The sequence below is a fragment of the Amycolatopsis sp. NPDC102522 genome, assembly GCF_055584485.1.
In genome coordinates, this window is sequence record NZ_JBVJLY010000047.1 from 1 (window position 1) to 16,257 (window position 16,257).

Sequence of the window (16,257 nt, forward strand, 5' to 3'; positions counted from 1 at the left end):
TAGGTCCGGACAACCCGAACGATCATCGTCCGGACCTACTTTTCGGACCGCAGCTCAGCGCGGTGAAGCTCCGCAAAGTTCGGGCGGACAGGACACCCGGTGTCACCGGTGGCCAGTCGCAGCGCCGCGGTGAGCCGGTCGACCGTGAGGTGCTGCTGGCGTACCGGGGGCGGGGCGACACCGACGGCATGCATGCGGTTCGCCCAGTACGGCTGGTCGGCGACGAACGGGCACACCACCTGCGACCTGCCCGCGGCCAGCGCGGCACCGGTCGTGCCGCCACCCCCGTGATGCACCACCGCGCTCATCCGCGGGAACAGCCAATCGTGCGGCGCGTGATCGAGCACGAACAGATCGCCGGTACCGGCGTCCGCGGCGATACCGCCCCAGCCGGTGGCGAGCACCGCGCGCACCCCGGCCCGGCGGACGGCTTCCTCGACCACCGCACGGGTCCGGCGCGAGTCCCTGCCCGCCATGCTGCCGAACCCGATGTAGACCGGATCGGGGCCGGCGTCGAGAAAGTCCCGCAACGCCGCAGGTGGCTCCCATCCTGTCGCGGCGGAGAGATACCAGAAGCCGGTGGTGTGCAACGAATCCGGCCAATCCGAGTCTGAGAGGACGACCTGGCGGCTGAACGCCTGCAAGACCGGTCGGTTGCCGCCGTCGGCGTCGTGCAGGATGTCGTGCATTCCCCGGCGGCGCGGCAACCCGAGTTCGGTGGTACGCCAAGTCGCGGTGATACCGGCGTACATCCGCAGGACGGCACCCACCGCGAGATACGTGGCACGATTGAGAATCTTCGGCAGGCGGGGCAAAGGAACCATCGGGCAAGGGAACTCGCCGGTGGGGATCCAGCCGGGCTGCAACGCGACGACCACCGCGGGGACGCCGAGCATCTCGGCCGCGTGGTGAGCGGGTACCCCGGTCGTGTGCACGACGACATCGGCACGAGAGGTCTTCGCGACCACACCGACGTCGTGCAGGACCTCCGCCATCAACGGCTTGACTCGCCTCGCCGTCCGCACAGCGGTGATCTTGCCCCTCATACCCCGGTATCCACCTTCGATGGCTTCCTGCACCACCGGATCGTTCATCAGCCGGTTCGGCCCTTCCCCCAGCGCCGCGAACTCGATGTCGTACTCGCCGGCGGCATCGGCGAACGAGTCCGGCGCGGCTAGCAACACCTCGTGCCCGCGATCGCGCAGAGCGACCGCGAGAGCGAGCATCGGCTGTACGTCGCCACGGGTGCCGTGGGTGACCAGCAGCGCCCTCACTTCGACCGCTCCTGGTCGTTGACAGCGGCATAGGCGGTCAGCCAGCGGTCGTCGGTGAACAGGCCGTTGGTGAGGATCTCCAGACCCGCTCTGGCACCGCGGACCGCGGTCGCGGTCTCCGCGGGGTCCCCGCCGAGCAACCGGCCGACGTGGTCGCCGAGCACGAGCGGCGCCAGCAGCCAGGACACATAGACCACCGCGCGTGCACGCGAGTCGTCCGCCGGGTGGACCCAGCCCTCCCGCTCGCCATCGGCCAGCCACGCCTCGGTGCGCTCCACGATCTCGGTGAACAACGCCGACGCCCCGCCCGACCCGTCCAGAAACGCCCGGGCCAGGTAACGCCGCACCGGCGTGGCTGCCTGCAGCACCTCGGCCAGCGCATCCTCGCCTGCCTCACCTCCGCCCCGGATCGAATCGAGCACATGCTCGTCGCATGCCTGCCGCAACCCGTCCTTCGACCCGAAATGGTGCAGCACCAAGCCCGGCGACACCCCGGCATCCGCGGCTATCGCACGCACCGAGGTCCCGGCGACGCCGTCGGCGCCGAACCTGGTCAACGCGGCGTCACGGATACGGGCCCGTGCGGTCAGATCAGAGGCTGAACTCATGTTCAGAGTATTGAACATTTGTTCAGCCTCGGTCAAGGCGCGGCCGATTTCCGCCCGCACGGAGGGGCCTTCGGACGAATAGTCAGTTCGGCGAGAGCACCAGTTCCAGCAGCCGGGACGCCGTGACCACACCGATCGTCGTGTCGTCACGCAGTACCGGCCAGCGGGCAACGCAGCCGGGCCATCATCGCGGCGACTTCCACGATGTTGTCGTCATGCTCGACAACAGCCAGTTCAGGAGGCCGAGCGGGGAGAAGGTCACGGACCGAGCTGCGGCGACTAGGCCGTCGGCGTGATGATCTCGACCTTAAATGTCCTTTACTGTATCTTTACGCTTCTTTAGGGCATCTTTACACCTAGGAGTGCCGGGAAGTCTGGTCGGCGGCTTGGCCCACCGAGGGCCGGGTTAGACGCATGCCGACGAGCGGGGACCGATGCTCCAGCGTTTCGCCAGAGAACTTCTTGCCGGGCTGACCGTGGCGATCGTGGCGCTGCCACTGGCGATCGCCTTCGGCATCACCGCGACCGGCACCTCCGAAGGCGCGCTCGTCGGCCTGTACGGCGCGATCTTCGCCGGCTTCTTCGCCGCCGTCTTCGGAGGAACACCGGCGCAGGTGACCGGTCCGACCGGTCCGATCACGGTGGTCGCCACCGGGGTCATCGCCACGCACGGACTCGAGGGCGCGTTCCTCGCGTTCATCATGGCCGGCGCGCTTCAGATCCTGTTCGGCCTGTGCCGGCTCGGTTCCCTCATCCGCTTCATCCCGCATCCGGTGGTGTCCGGGTTCATGGGCGGCATCGCGCTGATCATCATCCTGGGCGAGATCGATCAGGTACAGAAGAGTTTCCTGGTGGTGGCGGCCACGATCGTGCTGATGCTCGTGGCCGCGCGGGTGGTCAAGTCCATCCCGGCGAGCCTGATCGCGCTCGTGTCGATCACGGCGATCCTGTCGTTCGCCGAGCCTTTCCTGCAGAACGTGCGGATCGGGCCGGTCTCGCTCAACGGCACGATCGAGTACATCGGCCAGATCCCGGAGTCGATCCCCTCGATCACCTTCCCCGAGTTCAGCGGCTCGCTGCTTCTCACCCTCGTGCTGCCCGCCCTGAGCATCGCACTGCTGGGCTCGATCGACTCCTTGCTGACCTCGGTCGTCATGGACAACATCACCGGCCGCAGGCACCTCAGTAACCGCGAACTGGTCGGCCAGGGTCTCGGCAATATGGCCAGCGGGCTGTTCGGCGGCTTGGCCAGCGCGGGCGCGACCGTACGGTCCGTGGTCAACGTCCGGAGCGGCGGCCGCACCGCGCTGTCCGCCGCGACCCACAGCGTCATCCTGCTGGCACTGGTGGCCGGTCTCGGCGCGGTCGTCCAGTACATCCCGCTCGCCGTGCTGTCGGGCATCTTGATCCTGACCGCGATCGGCATGTTCGACTGGGAAAGTCTCCGCAAAGTGCATGTCAGCCCTCGGGGCGACGTCGTCGTGATGTTCGCGACGATGATCATCACGGTCCTCGTCGATCTGACCGTGGCGGTCGCGGTCGGCGTGGCGGTGGCGCTCGTCGTGCATTTCGCGCAATCGCGGCGAAGCAGGGCGTCGGTCGTCTACGACGAGACCGGCACCTACCGCATCGAGGGTCCGCTGTCGTTCCTTTCCATCGACGGCGTCTTGACCAGATTGCGCGACGACGAGCCGAAACTGTCGCTCAGCCTGCGAAAAGTGAGCTACATGGACATGTCCGGAGCCAAGGGACTGCTGACCTTCATCGACCACTCCCACAGATCCGACGTGGAACTCGACTTCACAGAGCTGCCGCCACACGTCGAGCACAAATTGACCGCGCTCGCGAACGACGACCAGCGCGACAAACTCACCACCGTCATCAGGAACGGCACACCCGGAACCGCGGCCACGAAACGACCGAACGACGGAGAGGCATGACCGCGATCGACATACTGCTCACGCGGAACCACGAACTCGGCGACATGGTGGCAGGTGATCGGCGATCGCCGCAGCCGTCCCTGCAGGTGACCATCCTGACCTGTATGGACGCGCGCGTTCGGGTGTTCGAGATCTTCGGTCTCACCCAGGGTGAGTCACACGTGCTGCGCAACGCGGGCGGCGTGGTCACCGACGACGTGATCCGGTCACTCGCGCTGAGCCAGCGCAAACTGGGCACCCGCGAAGTGATGATCGTGCAGCACACGAACTGCGGGCTGTCCTTGGTGACCGAAGACGACTTCAAGGACGAACTGGAAGCCGACACCGGACTCCGCCCCACGTGGGCGGTCGAAGCGTTCCGTGAAGTGTCCGACAGCGTTCGCCGCTCGATGCAGCGTGTGAAACGCTCGGACTTCCTCCTGCACACCGACAAGGTCCGCGGTTTCGTCTACGACGTGAAGACCGGAGCGCTGACTGAGGTCGTGTAGTCACTGTGGGGTGAGCGCCAGCTCCAGAAGCCGGGAAGCGGAGATCACGCCGAGCAGTGTCTTGTCCTGCATGACCGCGACAAGGGGGCAGTGCAGCCTCGCCATGATCGCGGCGACCTCGATGATCGTGTCGTCGGAGTTCACCCGGGGCAGCTCGGCGGGCTCCTCGGGAAGTAGCGAACGCACCTTGCGCCCGCCCAGCTTGTCGGCGACGCGGTCGGCCATCGATTCGTCGAGGACGCCGGCGAGCGACGGGTCGTCCTGCACATAGGTCGGGACCAGGAAACGCACCACCTGCGAGGCGGGCAGGACCGATTGGGGACAGCCGTTCCGGTCGGTCACGACGATTCCAGGCAGCCGGTGTTCCGCGAGAAGCCTCGCCGCGTCGAGCGCGTCGGAATCCATGTCCACGACCGGGAATTCCTCGGCCATCTCGCTGGCGTGCATGCCGCCAGACTACGACCGTCCGACCGGCCGCGCGCGGCTCAGCCGTCGTTACTGTCCGATTCTTTACGCCCCGGCGAAGTCCCTGCGCCATCCGATACTTCGCCGCGCTCCTGCCGTAGATGCACGAGACGGATGGCGACCATCAGGACGACGAACACGGCGATCAGCGCGAGCGGGCCGAGCAGTCCGGACATAGGCTCTCCCTCTCACGACTCTGTGTGACCTCCGGCACACTCCAGAGTACAGGACGGCGTCGTCGCAGGGTGCCCTGGACCAGGCGGCGACCGCCGAGTTGCCCCAGGCTCTTGTTTACGGCATCTTGACGCTTGGAGCGCCGGGAAGTCTGGTCGGCACACCCGTCCCTGACCGGGCCGGGACAGTCGTCATGGACAGGATTCGGTGAGAGCACACGTGATCTGGCAGCATCTTCGGCCGGCATTCGTTCAGCAGGGCGTGGCATGAGCGCCATCGTCGCGATCACGGTGTTCGTGGTGGCGTACCTGTTCATCGCCACCGAGAAGATCCCGAAGATGGTCACCGCCCTCGCCGGCGCGGGCGTCGTCCTCGCCCTCGGCGTGCTCGGTTCCGAGGACGCGTTCTACTCCCACGACACCGGTGTCGACTGGGACGTCATCTTCCTGCTGCTCGGCATGATGATCATCGTCGGTGTCCTCCGGAAGACCGGCGTCTTCGAGTACACCGCCATCTGGGCCGCCAAGCGCGCCAAGGGCTCACCGCTGCGGATCATGCTCCTGCTGGTGCTCATCACCGCGGTCGCTTCGGCGTTCCTGGACAACGTCACCACGGTGCTGCTGATGGCACCCGTGACCCTGCTCGTCTGCGATCGGCTCGACATCAAACCGGTGCCCTTCCTGATCGCCGAAGTCATGGCCTCGAACATCGGCGGCGCCGCGACTCTGATCGGCGACCCGCCCAACATCATCATCGGCAGCCGCGCCGGCCTGACCTTCAACGACTTCCTCGTCAACATGGCACCGATCGTGGCCATCGAAATCGTCGTCTTCTGCCTCGTCCTGCCGAGACTCTTCCGCGGTTCCTTCACCGTCGACCCGGAACGGGTCGCCGATGTCATGGCACTCAACGAACGCGAAGCCATCCGCGACAAACGGCTTCTCGTCAAATGCGGGATCGTGCTCCTGGCCGTCTTCACCGCGTTCGTCGGCCACTCGATCTTCCACATCGAGCCGTCGATCGTCGCCCTGCTCGGTGCCGGAGCCCTCGTGCTCCTGTCCCAGGCCAAGCCGAAGGACTACCTCGCCAGCGTCGAATGGGAGACGCTGCTGTTCTTCGCCGGTCTCTTCATCATGATCGGCGCATTGGTCAAAACCGGCGTCATCGGCGATCTGGCGAAACTCGCCGCCGACGCCACCGGCGACAACGCCCTTCTCGCCGTCATGCTCATCCTCGGCGTCTCAGCAGTGTTATCCGGCGTCGTCGACAACATCCCCTACGTCGCGACGATGAGCCCGCTGGTCCTCGACCTCACCACCAGCATCGCCGATCCCACGCAGTCCGAAGCCCTCTGGTGGGCACTCGCCCTCGGCGCCGACTTCGGCGGCAACGCCACCGCCATCGGCGCCAGCGCCAACGTCGTCGTCCTCGGCATCGCCGCCCGAGCCGGAAGCCCCATCTCCTTCTGGGAATTCACCAAGAAAGGCCTCGTCGTCACGCTGATCACCGTTCTCGTCGCGGCGCCCTACCTCTGGCTGCGCTACTTCGTCTTCGCCTGACCCAGCGCGTCAGTCACCGGCGGCCAACCGTCCACAAGGCACGGTCATGGTCACTGCCGCCACCGCGGCGGACGCTGTCAGGACAAACTCATTTCCGTAGCCAACGCCGTGGCACGGCTGTCCGCTTCCTGGGCCGCCATCTCATGCCTCCGAGCGGCGGCTTCGTTTCCGATCGTCCTCGCCGTGTACGCCGCGGCCCGTTCGTGATGCGCCTCTGCACGACGGATCGCCGCGAACGACCTGCCGACCAGCGCATTCCATTGTGGAGACTCCCGCGGAAAGGCCCTGGACCTGGCTCGCGCTTCGGCCGCGTTGGCGAGTTCGTGATAGGCGAATCCATGGTGCGCGGCCACCTCACCGCGCAGACGCTGCGTCTTCGCCCGGATGAAAGCGCCAGGCTTGTTTCCCGCCTCCAGCTCCTCCGCCAGGACACGGTGCTCAGCCGCGATAGCCCAGAGCCGGTCCGCGTCGTCACGCCTCCGCCGCACCTCCGGAGTGATCTCCATTCGATTGACTACTTCGACCTCTGCTGTCAACACCTCGGTCGTCACGTCGTGGTCCCTCCCTTGAGCTTGATGACTGCGATTCCACCCTGACACGGGAAAAGGGCCCTGCAACTGACGAGTGCCTTACGATCGACGGCTGTCGACCCGGCCTGGCCTGATATCGTCGGCACTGGTGTGCCGGGAAGCCTGGTCGGCGGAAGGGAGATGCCGACTGTGTCCACTCGTGTACTTCTCGTCGAAGACGACGCGATGATCAGTGAAGCCTTGAGCCTGGCGCTGGCCGACGAAGGATTCGACATCGAATGCGCCGCGACCGGCGAGGACGGCCTGGAGTTACTCGACCGTATTCAGGTCGACGTCGTACTGCTCGATCTCATGCTGCCGGGCATCGACGGACTCACCGTCTGCAGATCCGTGCGAGACCAGGGCGCGTTGCCGATCATCGTGATCACGGCCCGCGCCGACACGCAAGACGTCATCGCGGGCCTCGAAGCCGGCGCGGACGACTACGTCACCAAACCGCTGGTGGCCGGGGAGCTCGCGGCGCGGATCCGGGCCCTGCTCCGCCGCACCGCGCCGCCTCCCCCTGCCCTCGTCACCGTAGGCGGCCTGGAGATCCGGCCCGATGAGGAGAGCGTCCATCGCGAGGGGACACCGGTGCACCTGACCCGCACCGAATTCCGTCTGTTGACCGAACTCACCGCGGCCGAAGGCAAGGTCGTCACCCGCGAGCAATTGCTTCAACGCGTATGGGGGCACGACTACTTCGGCGACACGCGACTGCTCGACGTCCACATCAGACGGTTGCGCCGCAAGATCGAACCAGACCCCGACAATCCGACCCTGGTGCTGACCGTGCGCGGACGCGGATACCAAGTCGCGTCCGAATCATGACGCGTGCCGCGGTTCGGGCGACCCTGCGCAGGCTTTCCCTGCGCTGGCGTGTGGCAGCCGCGTTCGGCCTGGGCCTGGCGCTGGTGATGACCGTGCTCGGTGTCGCGACCTGGAACCTGACCACCGGCTACATGCTCGACCAGCGCGAGCAAAGCACCACACGGCAGTCCGAAGTCAACGTCGGCCTGGTCGACAAGGCACTCGCGGAACACTCGGACAACCTCGACGAACTGCTGACCGGGCTCGCCAGCGGCCCCGACTCCTCGATCCTGCTGTCACGACCGAACGGCTGGCTCACCAGCGGACGGCAGATCCAGCCCGAAGCAGTACCCGCCAGTCTTCTCGACAGCGCTCGAAATGGCGTCGCCGCCCGGCAACGGTTCGCCGCCGACGGCATCCCCGTACTCGCTATCGCGACCCCGGTCGGCGGCGACGGCAGTATCTACGTCGAACTGTATCCCTTGCTGGAACTGGATCGCACCTTCCGCTACCTCAGCTTCCTGCTCGTCACCGGCACCATCGTCGCCGCGCTGTTCGGCGTCGCGCTCGGCGCCTGGGCCACCAAACGAGCCCTCCGCCCGCTCGCCGCGCTCCGTGGAGCCGCCTCCCGCGTCGCGCGAGGAGACCTGACGACCCGGCTTCCCCACCAGAACGACCCCGATCTGGCACCTCTGGCCACCAGCTTCAACACCACGACCGAGCAACTCGAACAACGGGTGCGCCGCGACAAACGCTTCGCCGCCGACGTCAGCCACGAACTCCGTTCACCGCTCACCACGATGGTGAACGTCACCGAAGTGATGGTCCGCAGGCAGGACGCCATGCCCGAGACAGCCCGCAAAGCCTTGGGACTGCTCAGTTCGGAACTGCACCGCTTCCAGCGGATGGTCGTCGACCTGCTGGAGATCTCCCGGGCCGACCAGGACGACACCGACGACTCGATCGAACTGGTGGATCTTGACGCCCTCGTACGCAACGTCATCGACAGCAGGAACACCGCTGGGATACGCATCGAAACCGACCCCGAAACCCCGCTCGTCTCCGCCGACCGCCGCCGCATCGACCGGGTCGTCACCAACCTGCTCGACAACGCCGACCACTACGGCGAGGGCGCCATCGCCGTGACCGTGCGCAGGAACGGCGACCGAGCGCGGATCGAAGTAGACGACGCCGGCAGCGGTGTCCCACCTGCCCTGCGCGAACGCATCTTCGAACGCTTCGCGCGTGGCCTGCACGCCGGACGCCGCGGCCGCGACACCGGAAGCGGCCTCGGACTGGCGATCGTCGCCGACCACGTCCACCGGCACGGCGGCACGGTCTGGGTCGAGGACCGCCCCGGCGGCGGCGCCCGCTTCGTCGTCGAACTCCCGGAGGCCACGACATGACACTCCGTACGTCCGTGCTCGTCTTCGCGGTTGTGTCGTGTCTCGGCGGCTGCGGAGTGACCGCCCAAGACGAACCCGAACCGATCGCCACCCTCGCACCGACCACGACCCCGACGGTCTCCAGCCGATCGGTGCCACCGACACCCTGCACTCCTCCGCCGCAATCGTCAGGCAGTCGTCAGGTGCAGACCCGTCACCACCGACACAATGAAGGAAGTCGTCGTAAGGAGGAGGGACATGACCGTCCACGACCACAAGACCGACGACATCCCCGCCGAAGTCCGCGAATGGCTTTCCCGCGAATTCGCTTCATCGCTGCCGGAATCCACCGTTCATGACATCGTCCGGTCGGCCCACGCGGACCTCGACGGCCAGATTCGGCCCGACGCGATGGGCGAAATGCTGCACCGCCTGGCCCGGTTTCGGGTCCTGCGGACACTTGAGAACCTCTGACGAGGCCTCTTCACCGGCCACAACTTCGTAAGATTGTTTCGATTTCAGCGTCGGCGAGGCGTTGTGGACTGACGTAGTAGAGGACAGCGCCGACCGGAAGCTCGGCGTCCCATGCGGGATTGACCACGAGATCGTCGTCGGTTCACGCGGCCAGAACCGTGGCACCATACGTTCTGCCCAGTGCCATCCGGCATTTCTCGGTACTCAACGGTCCCAACGACGCCGGCAACGTCACCGAGTACGTCCCCGCCCCGCCTTCCGTCATCAGCTCCGAGTAGACCTCGGCGATTCCGGGCGAGGTCAGCTCTTCGGTGACCATCCGGGGCGTGTGCCACTGCACGCTCTTGATCCTCGGCTCCACGTAACGGACCAGCTCCGACTTCTCCATGTCCCGCAACGTGACCACGACATGTGCCGACCGGTTCGCATGGTCCACGGTCACCGCGACGGCCAGGGCCTCGTTGTCGTCGCGCATGTCGACCAAGACCGTGCCGGCGCCGCTGACGGCGGCGCGGACGAGTACGTCGGCCGCGGTCGGTTCACCCCGGACGAAGTCCACCGGCTGAGACGGCATCGGGTGCACCTGCACTTCGTCACCCGCGCACAGTCGGTACGGCCGGCCGTGTAGCCGATCAGGAGCGTGTGCCCGCTCGCCCGTACGGCCTCCATGCCCTGCATACGCCGTCCCTTCGCCTGTTCAAGCCTCGAAGCGAGCTTGGTGAACACCGTGGTGAGTGTCGCGATCCCGCCGATGATGACGTAGGCCCCCACGACATGCCCTGCCGTGGTCTCCGGCGAGAAGTCGCCGTACCCGACCGTGGCGGCGGTGACCACGAAGTACCACCAGTAGTGAGGTTGTCCCCGGGAACCGGACACCGGGGTTATGCCACGAGGGCGAGGTCTTGACGATAGCTTATGCGGGTTTCGTGGGGTGTTCGGTAGTCGAGTGTCGAATGTAGACGGTCGTGGTTGTAGTAGCCGAGGTAGGCGAAGACGGCTCGTCTGGCGTCATCTCGGCTGGTCCAGACCTGGGTTCCGATCTCGGTTTTGAGGGTGGCGGAGAACGACTCCGTGACCGCGTTGTCGTAGCACGAGCCGACACGCCCCATCGAGGGAAGGATGCCCGCGGTGTCGAGTGTGCGGCGGAACTCGGCCGAGGTGTACTGGGTGCCGCGATCGGAGTGAAAGACCGCGTCTGCGCTGTTCAGGCCTCGGCCGGTGGCGAGAGTGATCGCGTCGCACACCAGTTCTGCGCGCATGTGCTCGGCCATCGCGTGGCCTACCACTTCCCGGCTGTACAGATCGATCACGGTGGCCAGATACAGCCAGCCTTCCTGGGTGGGCAGGTAGGTGATGTCGCCGACGAACCGCTCGCCGGGCGCGTCGGCGGTGAAGTCCCGGCCGATCAGATCCGGTGCCGGCGCGACGGCCGTGTCCTGCTTGGTCAGCGAGCGACGCCGACGCCGGGTGATGCCGGGTGATGCCGGCGATCCCGCGCTCGCGCATGATCCGCTCGACGCGTTTGTGGTTGACCCGCCGGCCACGGCGACGCAGTTCGACGGTGACCCGCGGACGTCCGTACGCGCCACGATGCTCGGTGTGGACCTCGGCGATCTCCGTGGCCAGCTGGTCGTCCTGGGCGGCCCGTGCGGGGGCCGCGGCGAGCCATTCGTAGAACCCAGGGCGACGAACACCGAGGACTCGGCACAGCCGGGCGACGCCGAAAGTGGCGCGGTGTTCGGAGATGAACCTGTAGCTGCGGGTCAACGACCCATCTCCTTGGCGAAATAGGCGGCCGCCTTACGGAGAATCTCCTTCTCCAGCTCCAGTTCCGCCACCCGCTTGCGCAGCGCACGCAGCTCGCCTTCCGACGCCTCCGACGCCGCGTCGGACGGCTTCGCCTGCCCGCGTTCAGCGACCTTGACCCAGTTACGCAGGGTCTCGTGGTTCACCCCGAGCTCGCGGGCGACCTGACGCAACGGACGATCCGAGGAACGGACCAACTCGACCGCGTCCTTGCGGAACTGCTCCGGATACTTCGACGAACGTGACACAGGGACATCCTTCCCCAGACCACTGTCTGGGATCAGGGGAGGATGTGCCGGCTCCAGCAGCGACACAGCCAAAAACGCGCGTGGTAAACCCATCACAGGAGGTATAGCCGAGGACCGCCTCACGTTTGGGTGATACCCGCGCTTCAGCGGCAGCGGCTGGCATAGACGTTGATCGCTTTGTTCTAGGTTCGGCCGGTGCATATCACTGAACACCTGGTCGAAGGTCCTCTGACCGTCGAGCCATCCGATTTCCGGCGAGAACTGCTCCGCACAGCGGAATGGGTCGCCGATTACCTCGACGCCGTGCCCGACAAGCCCGTGACCCGCCCGCTGCCCCCACACCACCGCCGTCGACTGTCCGCCTCCCCCTTACAGGACACCGGGCGCCCACTGTCGGAGTTCCTCGACTTCGTCGACACCGACGTCGCGCCCTACCCCGGAGGCAACGGACACCCGGCCTTCTTCGCCTGGATCACCACACCACCCGCCCCGATCGGCATCCTCGCCAACCTGATCGGCAGCGCCCTCAACGCCAGTTGCGGCTACGGGGAGAACGCACTGGTGGACATGGAACGAGGCGCTGTACGTGCCCTGGCCGAGCTCACCGGTCTGCCCGCGCACACCGGTGGGGTACTCACCAGCGGCGGTTCCATGGCCAACCTGCTGTGCCTGGCAGCGGCGCGAAGATGGTTCTTGTCAGCGAGGTCCGCCAACGACGGCGACGCCTACGACCACGCTCACGCCCGTCTGGTGTGCTACCAGTCCACCGAGACCCACATGAGTATCAGCAAGGCCGCCCGCACCATGGGATTACCGCCGTCGCGGATTCGGGGCATCCCGGTCACCGCCGACCTGCGCATGGACATCGACGCGCTACGGGCCGCTATCGAGACTGATCTGGCCGCTGGACTCATGCCGTTCTGCGTGGTGTCCAACCTCGGGACGGTCGGCACCGGGGCGATCGACCCGCTGCCGGAGATCACCCGGCTGTGCCGGGAACACGGCCTGTGGCATCACGGCGACGGCGCCTACGGCGGCTTGGGCGCCGTGCACCCCGACCTGGCAGCCCACTATGACGGAGTCGCCGAGCTCGATTCGGTGACCGTGGACCCGCACAAGACACTGAACGTCCCCATCTCCTGCGGCGCGGCACTGGTCACCAACGCCGACAACCTGCGTGCGGCGTTCTCCACTCAAGCGTCCTATCTGGACGGCAACGACGAATGGCCGTGGCTGTCGGAGTACACCCTGGAGTTGACCCGCCCCAGCGGGCGGGCACTGTCGGTCTCGGCCGTGCTGCACCAACTCGGCAAACAGGGTGTGATCGAACTGCTCGATCACTACCTGCGCCACGCACAGTTGCTCCGAGAGCTGATCAGCGAGCAACCCGACCTTAACCTGGTCACCGGCGGTCCCTGGGCGATCATCTGTTTCCGCTACCTGCCCAAGGATTTCACCGGGCACGCCGACGCACTCACAGCCCAGATCGCCCAGCGACTCCAGGACCGCGGCAACGCGTTCCTCGCCACCGTGCGAGTTCACGGCAGGCTGACGCTCCGGGCCTCAGTGTGCGGGCACCGCACCACCAAGGCCGATATCGAGACCCTTCTCGCTGAGGTACTCCACGTCGGCAGGCAACTGGTCACGAGTTGACCTACTGACCCGGGGTGCCACCCTCGTGCAGGCCGCCCGCACCGGCACCCAGCGCATGGACGTACCCGGAGACCGCACGGTACGTCCATGCGCGACGGAACTCCTCGCACAGGGCAGAGACCGGACTCGCCCGCCACGGAACTCCTCGAACAGGGCGCATACCGGACTCGCCCACATCACGACGCTATACGGCATCACAGAGCGCCGAATTGCGGAACATCCGGGTCAGCTCAAGCGCCAGATTTGCCGTCAACCGTGCTCACCTGAGCGACCGAGGGGTCGAGCGCATCCGCTGGTCGCACACCACACCGATGAAGCCGCACCATCCCGCCCATGTCACGACGAATCCCACGGTTTCCGCGCACAGAAACACTGACACCATCGGTACCGTCGACATATCCGGGGTAAATGCCTGACAGCGGACAATTGACGTGGCACCGGAATTCGAACTCCGTGCGATACCGAGACCTTTCCTCATCTGGGTGTGTTTCCCCGAATCCGGCCGTTTCAGCACTACCGTTGCCAGATGAGCTTTAGCTTTCAGGCCGACCTTGTCGACCACCCTGTTTTCCGGGAATTGAGCAACGAGGCGTTCGCCCTGTGGATGCGATCGGGAGCATGGACATCGGCAAGCCACACCCCCGGATTCGTGCCCGATCACGCCCTCGACGCGGTCGCCCGCAGAGAACCGTCCGCAGGTGTCGCCGAGCTGGTGTCCGCCGGAGTGTGGACCCGTGTCGAGGGCGGCTGGAACATGGAACACGGGCCCGGCAACGATCTCCCGCCACCACTGTGGCGATCCGACGAAACGGCACCAGAAAAGGGTGCGGGTCCGGCTGGCGCACCTACGGAAGACCGCCGTCCAGGACGCCGAACAGGTGGCAACCGGTGATCCGCCTCGAAGTCGACGGCGCCTCTCTGCACCTCCCCCACCTTCACGGTCCGGTCCCCTTTGCGGCAGTGAAGCAATCCACTGTCAGCCGGGGCTGGGGAAGGTGAATCCCTTGACGAACAACCAGATCGGCAGGACTACCTCGAAGGCGCCGCCCGGAACCAGCGCGACGAGCCCGACGCCCTGTGTCACGTCCACGATGCCGAACAGGTCGAGGACGCATCCGGCCAGCAGCGTCGGGTAGCTGACGATGCCGAGGACCGCGAGCCAGCGCGGGACGAGCCTCGATCGGTGGAGCAGGATGGACATGCACAGGCCCGCCGCGGTGACGACCAGATAGATCAGCAAGGTGGCGACGCCCTGCTGCGCTTTCAGCGAAGCGCCGAGACTCGCCGACGTGGAGGCGTCGATCGTGCCGTCACGCAGACCGGCTCCGAGTTCGATCACCATCAGCGGGACGGCCAGGTAGAACAGGCTCGCGGCGAGTTCGGTGACTCTGAAGCCGATGTGTGCCAGCGCCAGTGCTTCGCCGTGGTGTTTCACCAGTGGGAAGAGGAGAACGGCGATGCCCACCACCCCGAACTGCCCGGCCAGCAGAAGGGCACCGGTGGCCAGCGCGGCGGTGTGTGTGGAGGCTCCGGTCGGGAAGTCCGGGCTGTTCAGGACCTCTGTGGTGAGCGAATCGGCGAAGATGAACGCGACCGTGGCGGCGAGGAACAACAGTCCGATGAGGACCGCGGTCTTGCGGGTGGACGCCGTCGTCGGCCCGCTCGGCCGGGCGAGCGGGCCGGCGACCGGAGGAGCGATCGATCTTTCGGGTGCCGCCATGGGAATTCACACTCTCTATTCAGTTGGAGGAACCGGTCGAGGCGACCCGGGGGCCCCGGATCACGAGCCACAGCGCCAGGAGGAACTCGCCGAGGAAGGTGAACGTGGAGACATCGGTCCAAGTACCCGGGGAAAGCATCACGCCGAAGCTGTCGATCACATAGCCGAGACCCGCGATGGCCAGCAGGACACCCAGCACTCTCGGCACATAACTTGATCGGTACGCCAGGTAGCCCAGGACGAGCAGGTGAGCACCGAACAGGCCGAGGGAAGCCATCCACAGGTCGTTGAACGCGGTGATGTCCAGCAGCGCTTGGGCATTGCGCTGGTCCGCGCTGAACACCCCAAGGTAGGCATCGTCCGCGAGCAGGCGAAGTGGCTTGAAGAGCTGTCCGATCGCGACGAGGAAAACGCCCGAATACACGAGCCTGAACGCGGCCGCGACCATCGAGAGATTCCGGTTCACCGGGCTGAACACGCGGTAGAGGCCCCATGCCACGACGACGTCGAGCGCGATCACCATGACAAGACTGACGATACCGAGCCGGAACAACCCTGCTGACTCGGTGATGTCCCGTGCCGTCTGTGCCGCGTCTCCTGGTGTCACCAGCCCGTCCACCGCGACGAACTTGCCGAAACCTGCCAGGACGGACATGAGCAGCAGGCCGGCCCCGGCCGTGATACTCGCGGTGCGGATCGGCCGCTCGGTCTTCATGTCGAGCGAAGCGGATGACATATCCGCTGCCTCCTTGGGCGTCGGCGGAACACTGCCAGCGCCGCCGAGGTCCGGAGCGGATGTCCGGTGCGCCCTGGGATTCGTCAGGAGGACGCGCGTCCTCAGCGTAGACCTGCGAGATGCGGCTGAACAGGGCCGAACGGGACTGGTGAGCGTTGCGCGGATGACAGGAAGAGCAGGGTCAGGAACGGCCTGGCACGGCGGGAACGGTGATCGCGTGGACATCTATTGCCTGTCGGGGCAAACTACTAAGAGCCGTGTCATGACAACCGTGTAAGCCATGGATGGACCAAGATCGGGTCGTCGAACGCGACCCAGAAGGGCTCCATCTGTGACCGAGAACACATC

17 protein-coding genes and 2 pseudogenes are annotated in these 16,257 nt (G+C 66.2%); 7 read left to right on the forward strand and 12 right to left on the reverse strand.

All coding sequences use genetic code 11. The annotated features are described in order from the left end of the window. Positions 1 to 35 precede the first annotated feature (35 nt). A complete protein-coding gene (locus tag ACZ6YV_RS43865; RefSeq protein ID WP_465515323.1) occupies positions 36 to 1,274 on the reverse strand; it encodes a glycosyltransferase in 1,239 nt (412 codons plus the stop codon). Next, positions 1,271 to 1,882, reverse strand: coding sequence for a TetR/AcrR family transcriptional regulator (locus tag ACZ6YV_RS43870; RefSeq protein WP_465515324.1), 612 nt, complete (start codon positions 1,880 to 1,882; stop codon positions 1,271 to 1,273). Before ACZ6YV_RS43870 ends, ACZ6YV_RS43865 begins: the two co-directional genes overlap by 4 nt. Before the next feature lie 434 nt (positions 1,883 to 2,316). Here ACZ6YV_RS43870 and ACZ6YV_RS43875 point away from each other — a divergent pair, with 434 nt between their 5' ends. Together ACZ6YV_RS43875 and ACZ6YV_RS43880 are read left to right on the forward strand one after the other, a co-directional pair. Next, on the forward strand, positions 2,317 to 3,822 hold the full coding sequence (locus ACZ6YV_RS43875; RefSeq protein WP_465515325.1) for a SulP family inorganic anion transporter: 1,506 nt from the start codon (positions 2,317 to 2,319) through the stop codon (positions 3,820 to 3,822). Further along, positions 3,819 to 4,310, forward strand: coding sequence for a beta-class carbonic anhydrase (locus ACZ6YV_RS43880; protein WP_465515326.1), 492 nt, complete (start codon positions 3,819 to 3,821; stop codon positions 4,308 to 4,310). The genes ACZ6YV_RS43875 and ACZ6YV_RS43880 overlap by 4 nt, the downstream gene beginning before the upstream one ends. On the opposite strand, the gene ACZ6YV_RS43885 is transcribed toward ACZ6YV_RS43880, so the two are convergent. Further along, entirely contained in the window at positions 4,311 to 4,757 is a 447-nt protein-coding gene (locus ACZ6YV_RS43885) for a CBS domain-containing protein (protein ID WP_465515327.1), read from the reverse strand. A 38-nt stretch (positions 4,758 to 4,795) separates the two neighbouring features. Beyond that, complete coding sequence (locus tag ACZ6YV_RS43890; protein ID WP_465515328.1) at positions 4,796 to 4,951, reverse strand: hypothetical protein; 156 nt, start codon at positions 4,949 to 4,951, stop codon at positions 4,796 to 4,798. A gap of 264 nt (positions 4,952 to 5,215) precedes the next feature. Between ACZ6YV_RS43890 and ACZ6YV_RS43895 the strand changes: the two genes are divergently transcribed. Continuing rightward, the gene (locus ACZ6YV_RS43895) at positions 5,216 to 6,508 is read left to right on the forward strand and encodes an ArsB/NhaD family transporter (RefSeq protein ID WP_465515329.1); all 1,293 of its coding nucleotides are present in this window, start codon (positions 5,216 to 5,218) and stop codon (positions 6,506 to 6,508) included. A gap of 77 nt (positions 6,509 to 6,585) precedes the next feature. On the opposite strand, the gene ACZ6YV_RS43900 is transcribed toward ACZ6YV_RS43895, so the two are convergent. Beyond that, positions 6,586 to 7,059 carry a hypothetical protein gene (locus tag ACZ6YV_RS43900; protein ID WP_465515330.1) on the reverse strand — a complete coding sequence of 158 codons (474 nt, stop codon included), beginning with the start codon at positions 7,057 to 7,059 and terminating at the stop codon, positions 6,586 to 6,588. Positions 7,060 to 7,218: 159 nt separating this feature from the next. Between ACZ6YV_RS43900 and ACZ6YV_RS43905 the strand changes: the two genes are divergently transcribed. The 3 genes from ACZ6YV_RS43905 to ACZ6YV_RS43915 all read left to right on the forward strand — a co-directional run bounded on the left by ACZ6YV_RS43905 (position 7,219) and on the right by ACZ6YV_RS43915 (position 9,746). Next, complete coding sequence (locus ACZ6YV_RS43905; protein WP_465515331.1) at positions 7,219 to 7,908, forward strand: winged helix-turn-helix domain-containing protein; 690 nt, start codon at positions 7,219 to 7,221, stop codon at positions 7,906 to 7,908. Beyond that, positions 7,905 to 9,293 carry a sensor histidine kinase gene (locus ACZ6YV_RS43910; RefSeq protein WP_465515332.1) on the forward strand — a complete coding sequence of 463 codons (1,389 nt, stop codon included), beginning with the start codon at positions 7,905 to 7,907 and terminating at the stop codon, positions 9,291 to 9,293. The genes ACZ6YV_RS43905 and ACZ6YV_RS43910 overlap by 4 nt, the downstream gene beginning before the upstream one ends. Before the next feature lie 237 nt (positions 9,294 to 9,530). Beyond that, a complete protein-coding gene (locus tag ACZ6YV_RS43915; RefSeq protein WP_465515333.1) occupies positions 9,531 to 9,746 on the forward strand; it encodes a hypothetical protein in 216 nt (71 codons plus the stop codon). Between the two features lie 142 nt (positions 9,747 to 9,888). On the opposite strand, the gene ACZ6YV_RS43920 is transcribed toward ACZ6YV_RS43915, so the two are convergent. From ACZ6YV_RS43920 to ACZ6YV_RS43940, 5 genes and pseudogenes are all read right to left on the reverse strand, one after another. After that, positions 9,889 to 10,320 (reverse strand): NAD-binding protein, encoded by a 432-nt coding sequence (locus ACZ6YV_RS43920; protein WP_465515339.1) that lies wholly within the window; start codon positions 10,318 to 10,320, stop codon positions 9,889 to 9,891. Between the two features lie 182 nt (positions 10,321 to 10,502). Further along, a pseudogene (locus ACZ6YV_RS43925) lies at positions 10,503 to 10,622 on the reverse strand (ion channel); the annotation flags it as partial. A gap of 5 nt (positions 10,623 to 10,627) precedes the next feature. After that, positions 10,628 to 11,335, reverse strand: coding sequence for an IS3 family transposase (locus ACZ6YV_RS43930; protein ID WP_465515334.1), 708 nt, complete (start codon positions 11,333 to 11,335; stop codon positions 10,628 to 10,630). Further along, positions 11,277 to 11,513: pseudogene (locus ACZ6YV_RS43935) on the reverse strand (IS3 family transposase); the annotation flags it as partial. The pseudogene ACZ6YV_RS43935 and the gene ACZ6YV_RS43930, both read right to left, overlap by 59 nt. After that, a complete protein-coding gene (locus ACZ6YV_RS43940) occupies positions 11,510 to 11,800 on the reverse strand; it encodes a transposase (protein ID WP_465515335.1) in 291 nt (96 codons plus the stop codon). The pseudogene ACZ6YV_RS43935 and the gene ACZ6YV_RS43940, both read right to left, overlap by 4 nt. Before the next feature lie 195 nt (positions 11,801 to 11,995). Here ACZ6YV_RS43940 and ACZ6YV_RS43945 point away from each other — a divergent pair, with 195 nt between their 5' ends. After that, a complete protein-coding gene (locus ACZ6YV_RS43945) occupies positions 11,996 to 13,453 on the forward strand; it encodes a pyridoxal phosphate-dependent decarboxylase family protein (protein ID WP_465515336.1) in 1,458 nt (485 codons plus the stop codon). Between the two features lie 976 nt (positions 13,454 to 14,429). On the opposite strand, the gene ACZ6YV_RS43950 is transcribed toward ACZ6YV_RS43945, so the two are convergent. Both ACZ6YV_RS43950 and ACZ6YV_RS43955 read right to left on the reverse strand, forming a co-directional pair. Next, on the reverse strand, positions 14,430 to 15,173 hold the full coding sequence (locus ACZ6YV_RS43950) for a DUF4386 domain-containing protein (protein ID WP_465515337.1): 744 nt from the start codon (positions 15,171 to 15,173) through the stop codon (positions 14,430 to 14,432). A 19-nt stretch (positions 15,174 to 15,192) separates the two neighbouring features. Continuing rightward, entirely contained in the window at positions 15,193 to 15,909 is a 717-nt protein-coding gene (locus ACZ6YV_RS43955) for a DUF4386 domain-containing protein (RefSeq protein WP_465515338.1), read from the reverse strand. Positions 15,910 to 16,257: the final 348 nt, after the last annotated feature.

Excerpts from the sequence above, each read along its gene's own strand:
- ACZ6YV_RS43870 (WP_465515324.1), bottom strand. The coding sequence starts at position 1,882 with ATGAGTTCAGCCTCTGATCTGACCGCACGGGCCCGTATCCGTGACGCC.
- ACZ6YV_RS43875 (WP_465515325.1), top strand. The coding sequence starts at position 2,317 with ATGCTCCAGCGTTTCGCCAGAGAACTTCTTGCCGGGCTGACCGTGGCG.
- ACZ6YV_RS43880 (WP_465515326.1), top strand. The coding sequence starts at position 3,819 with ATGACCGCGATCGACATACTGCTCACGCGGAACCACGAACTCGGCGAC.
- ACZ6YV_RS43885 (WP_465515327.1), bottom strand. The coding sequence starts at position 4,757 with ATGCACGCCAGCGAGATGGCCGAGGAATTCCCGGTCGTGGACATGGAT.
- ACZ6YV_RS43890 (WP_465515328.1), bottom strand. The coding sequence starts at position 4,951 with ATGTCCGGACTGCTCGGCCCGCTCGCGCTGATCGCCGTGTTCGTCGTC.
- ACZ6YV_RS43895 (WP_465515329.1), top strand. The coding sequence starts at position 5,216 with ATGAGCGCCATCGTCGCGATCACGGTGTTCGTGGTGGCGTACCTGTTC.
- ACZ6YV_RS43905 (WP_465515331.1), top strand. The coding sequence starts at position 7,219 with ATGCCGACTGTGTCCACTCGTGTACTTCTCGTCGAAGACGACGCGATG.
- ACZ6YV_RS43910 (WP_465515332.1), top strand. The coding sequence starts at position 7,905 with ATGACGCGTGCCGCGGTTCGGGCGACCCTGCGCAGGCTTTCCCTGCGC.
- ACZ6YV_RS43915 (WP_465515333.1), top strand. The coding sequence starts at position 9,531 with ATGACCGTCCACGACCACAAGACCGACGACATCCCCGCCGAAGTCCGC.
- ACZ6YV_RS43920 (WP_465515339.1), bottom strand. The coding sequence starts at position 10,320 with ATGCCGTCTCAGCCGGTGGACTTCGTCCGGGGTGAACCGACCGCGGCC.
- ACZ6YV_RS43950 (WP_465515337.1), bottom strand. The coding sequence starts at position 15,173 with ATGGCGGCACCCGAAAGATCGATCGCTCCTCCGGTCGCCGGCCCGCTC.
- ACZ6YV_RS43955 (WP_465515338.1), bottom strand. The coding sequence starts at position 15,909 with ATGTCATCCGCTTCGCTCGACATGAAGACCGAGCGGCCGATCCGCACC.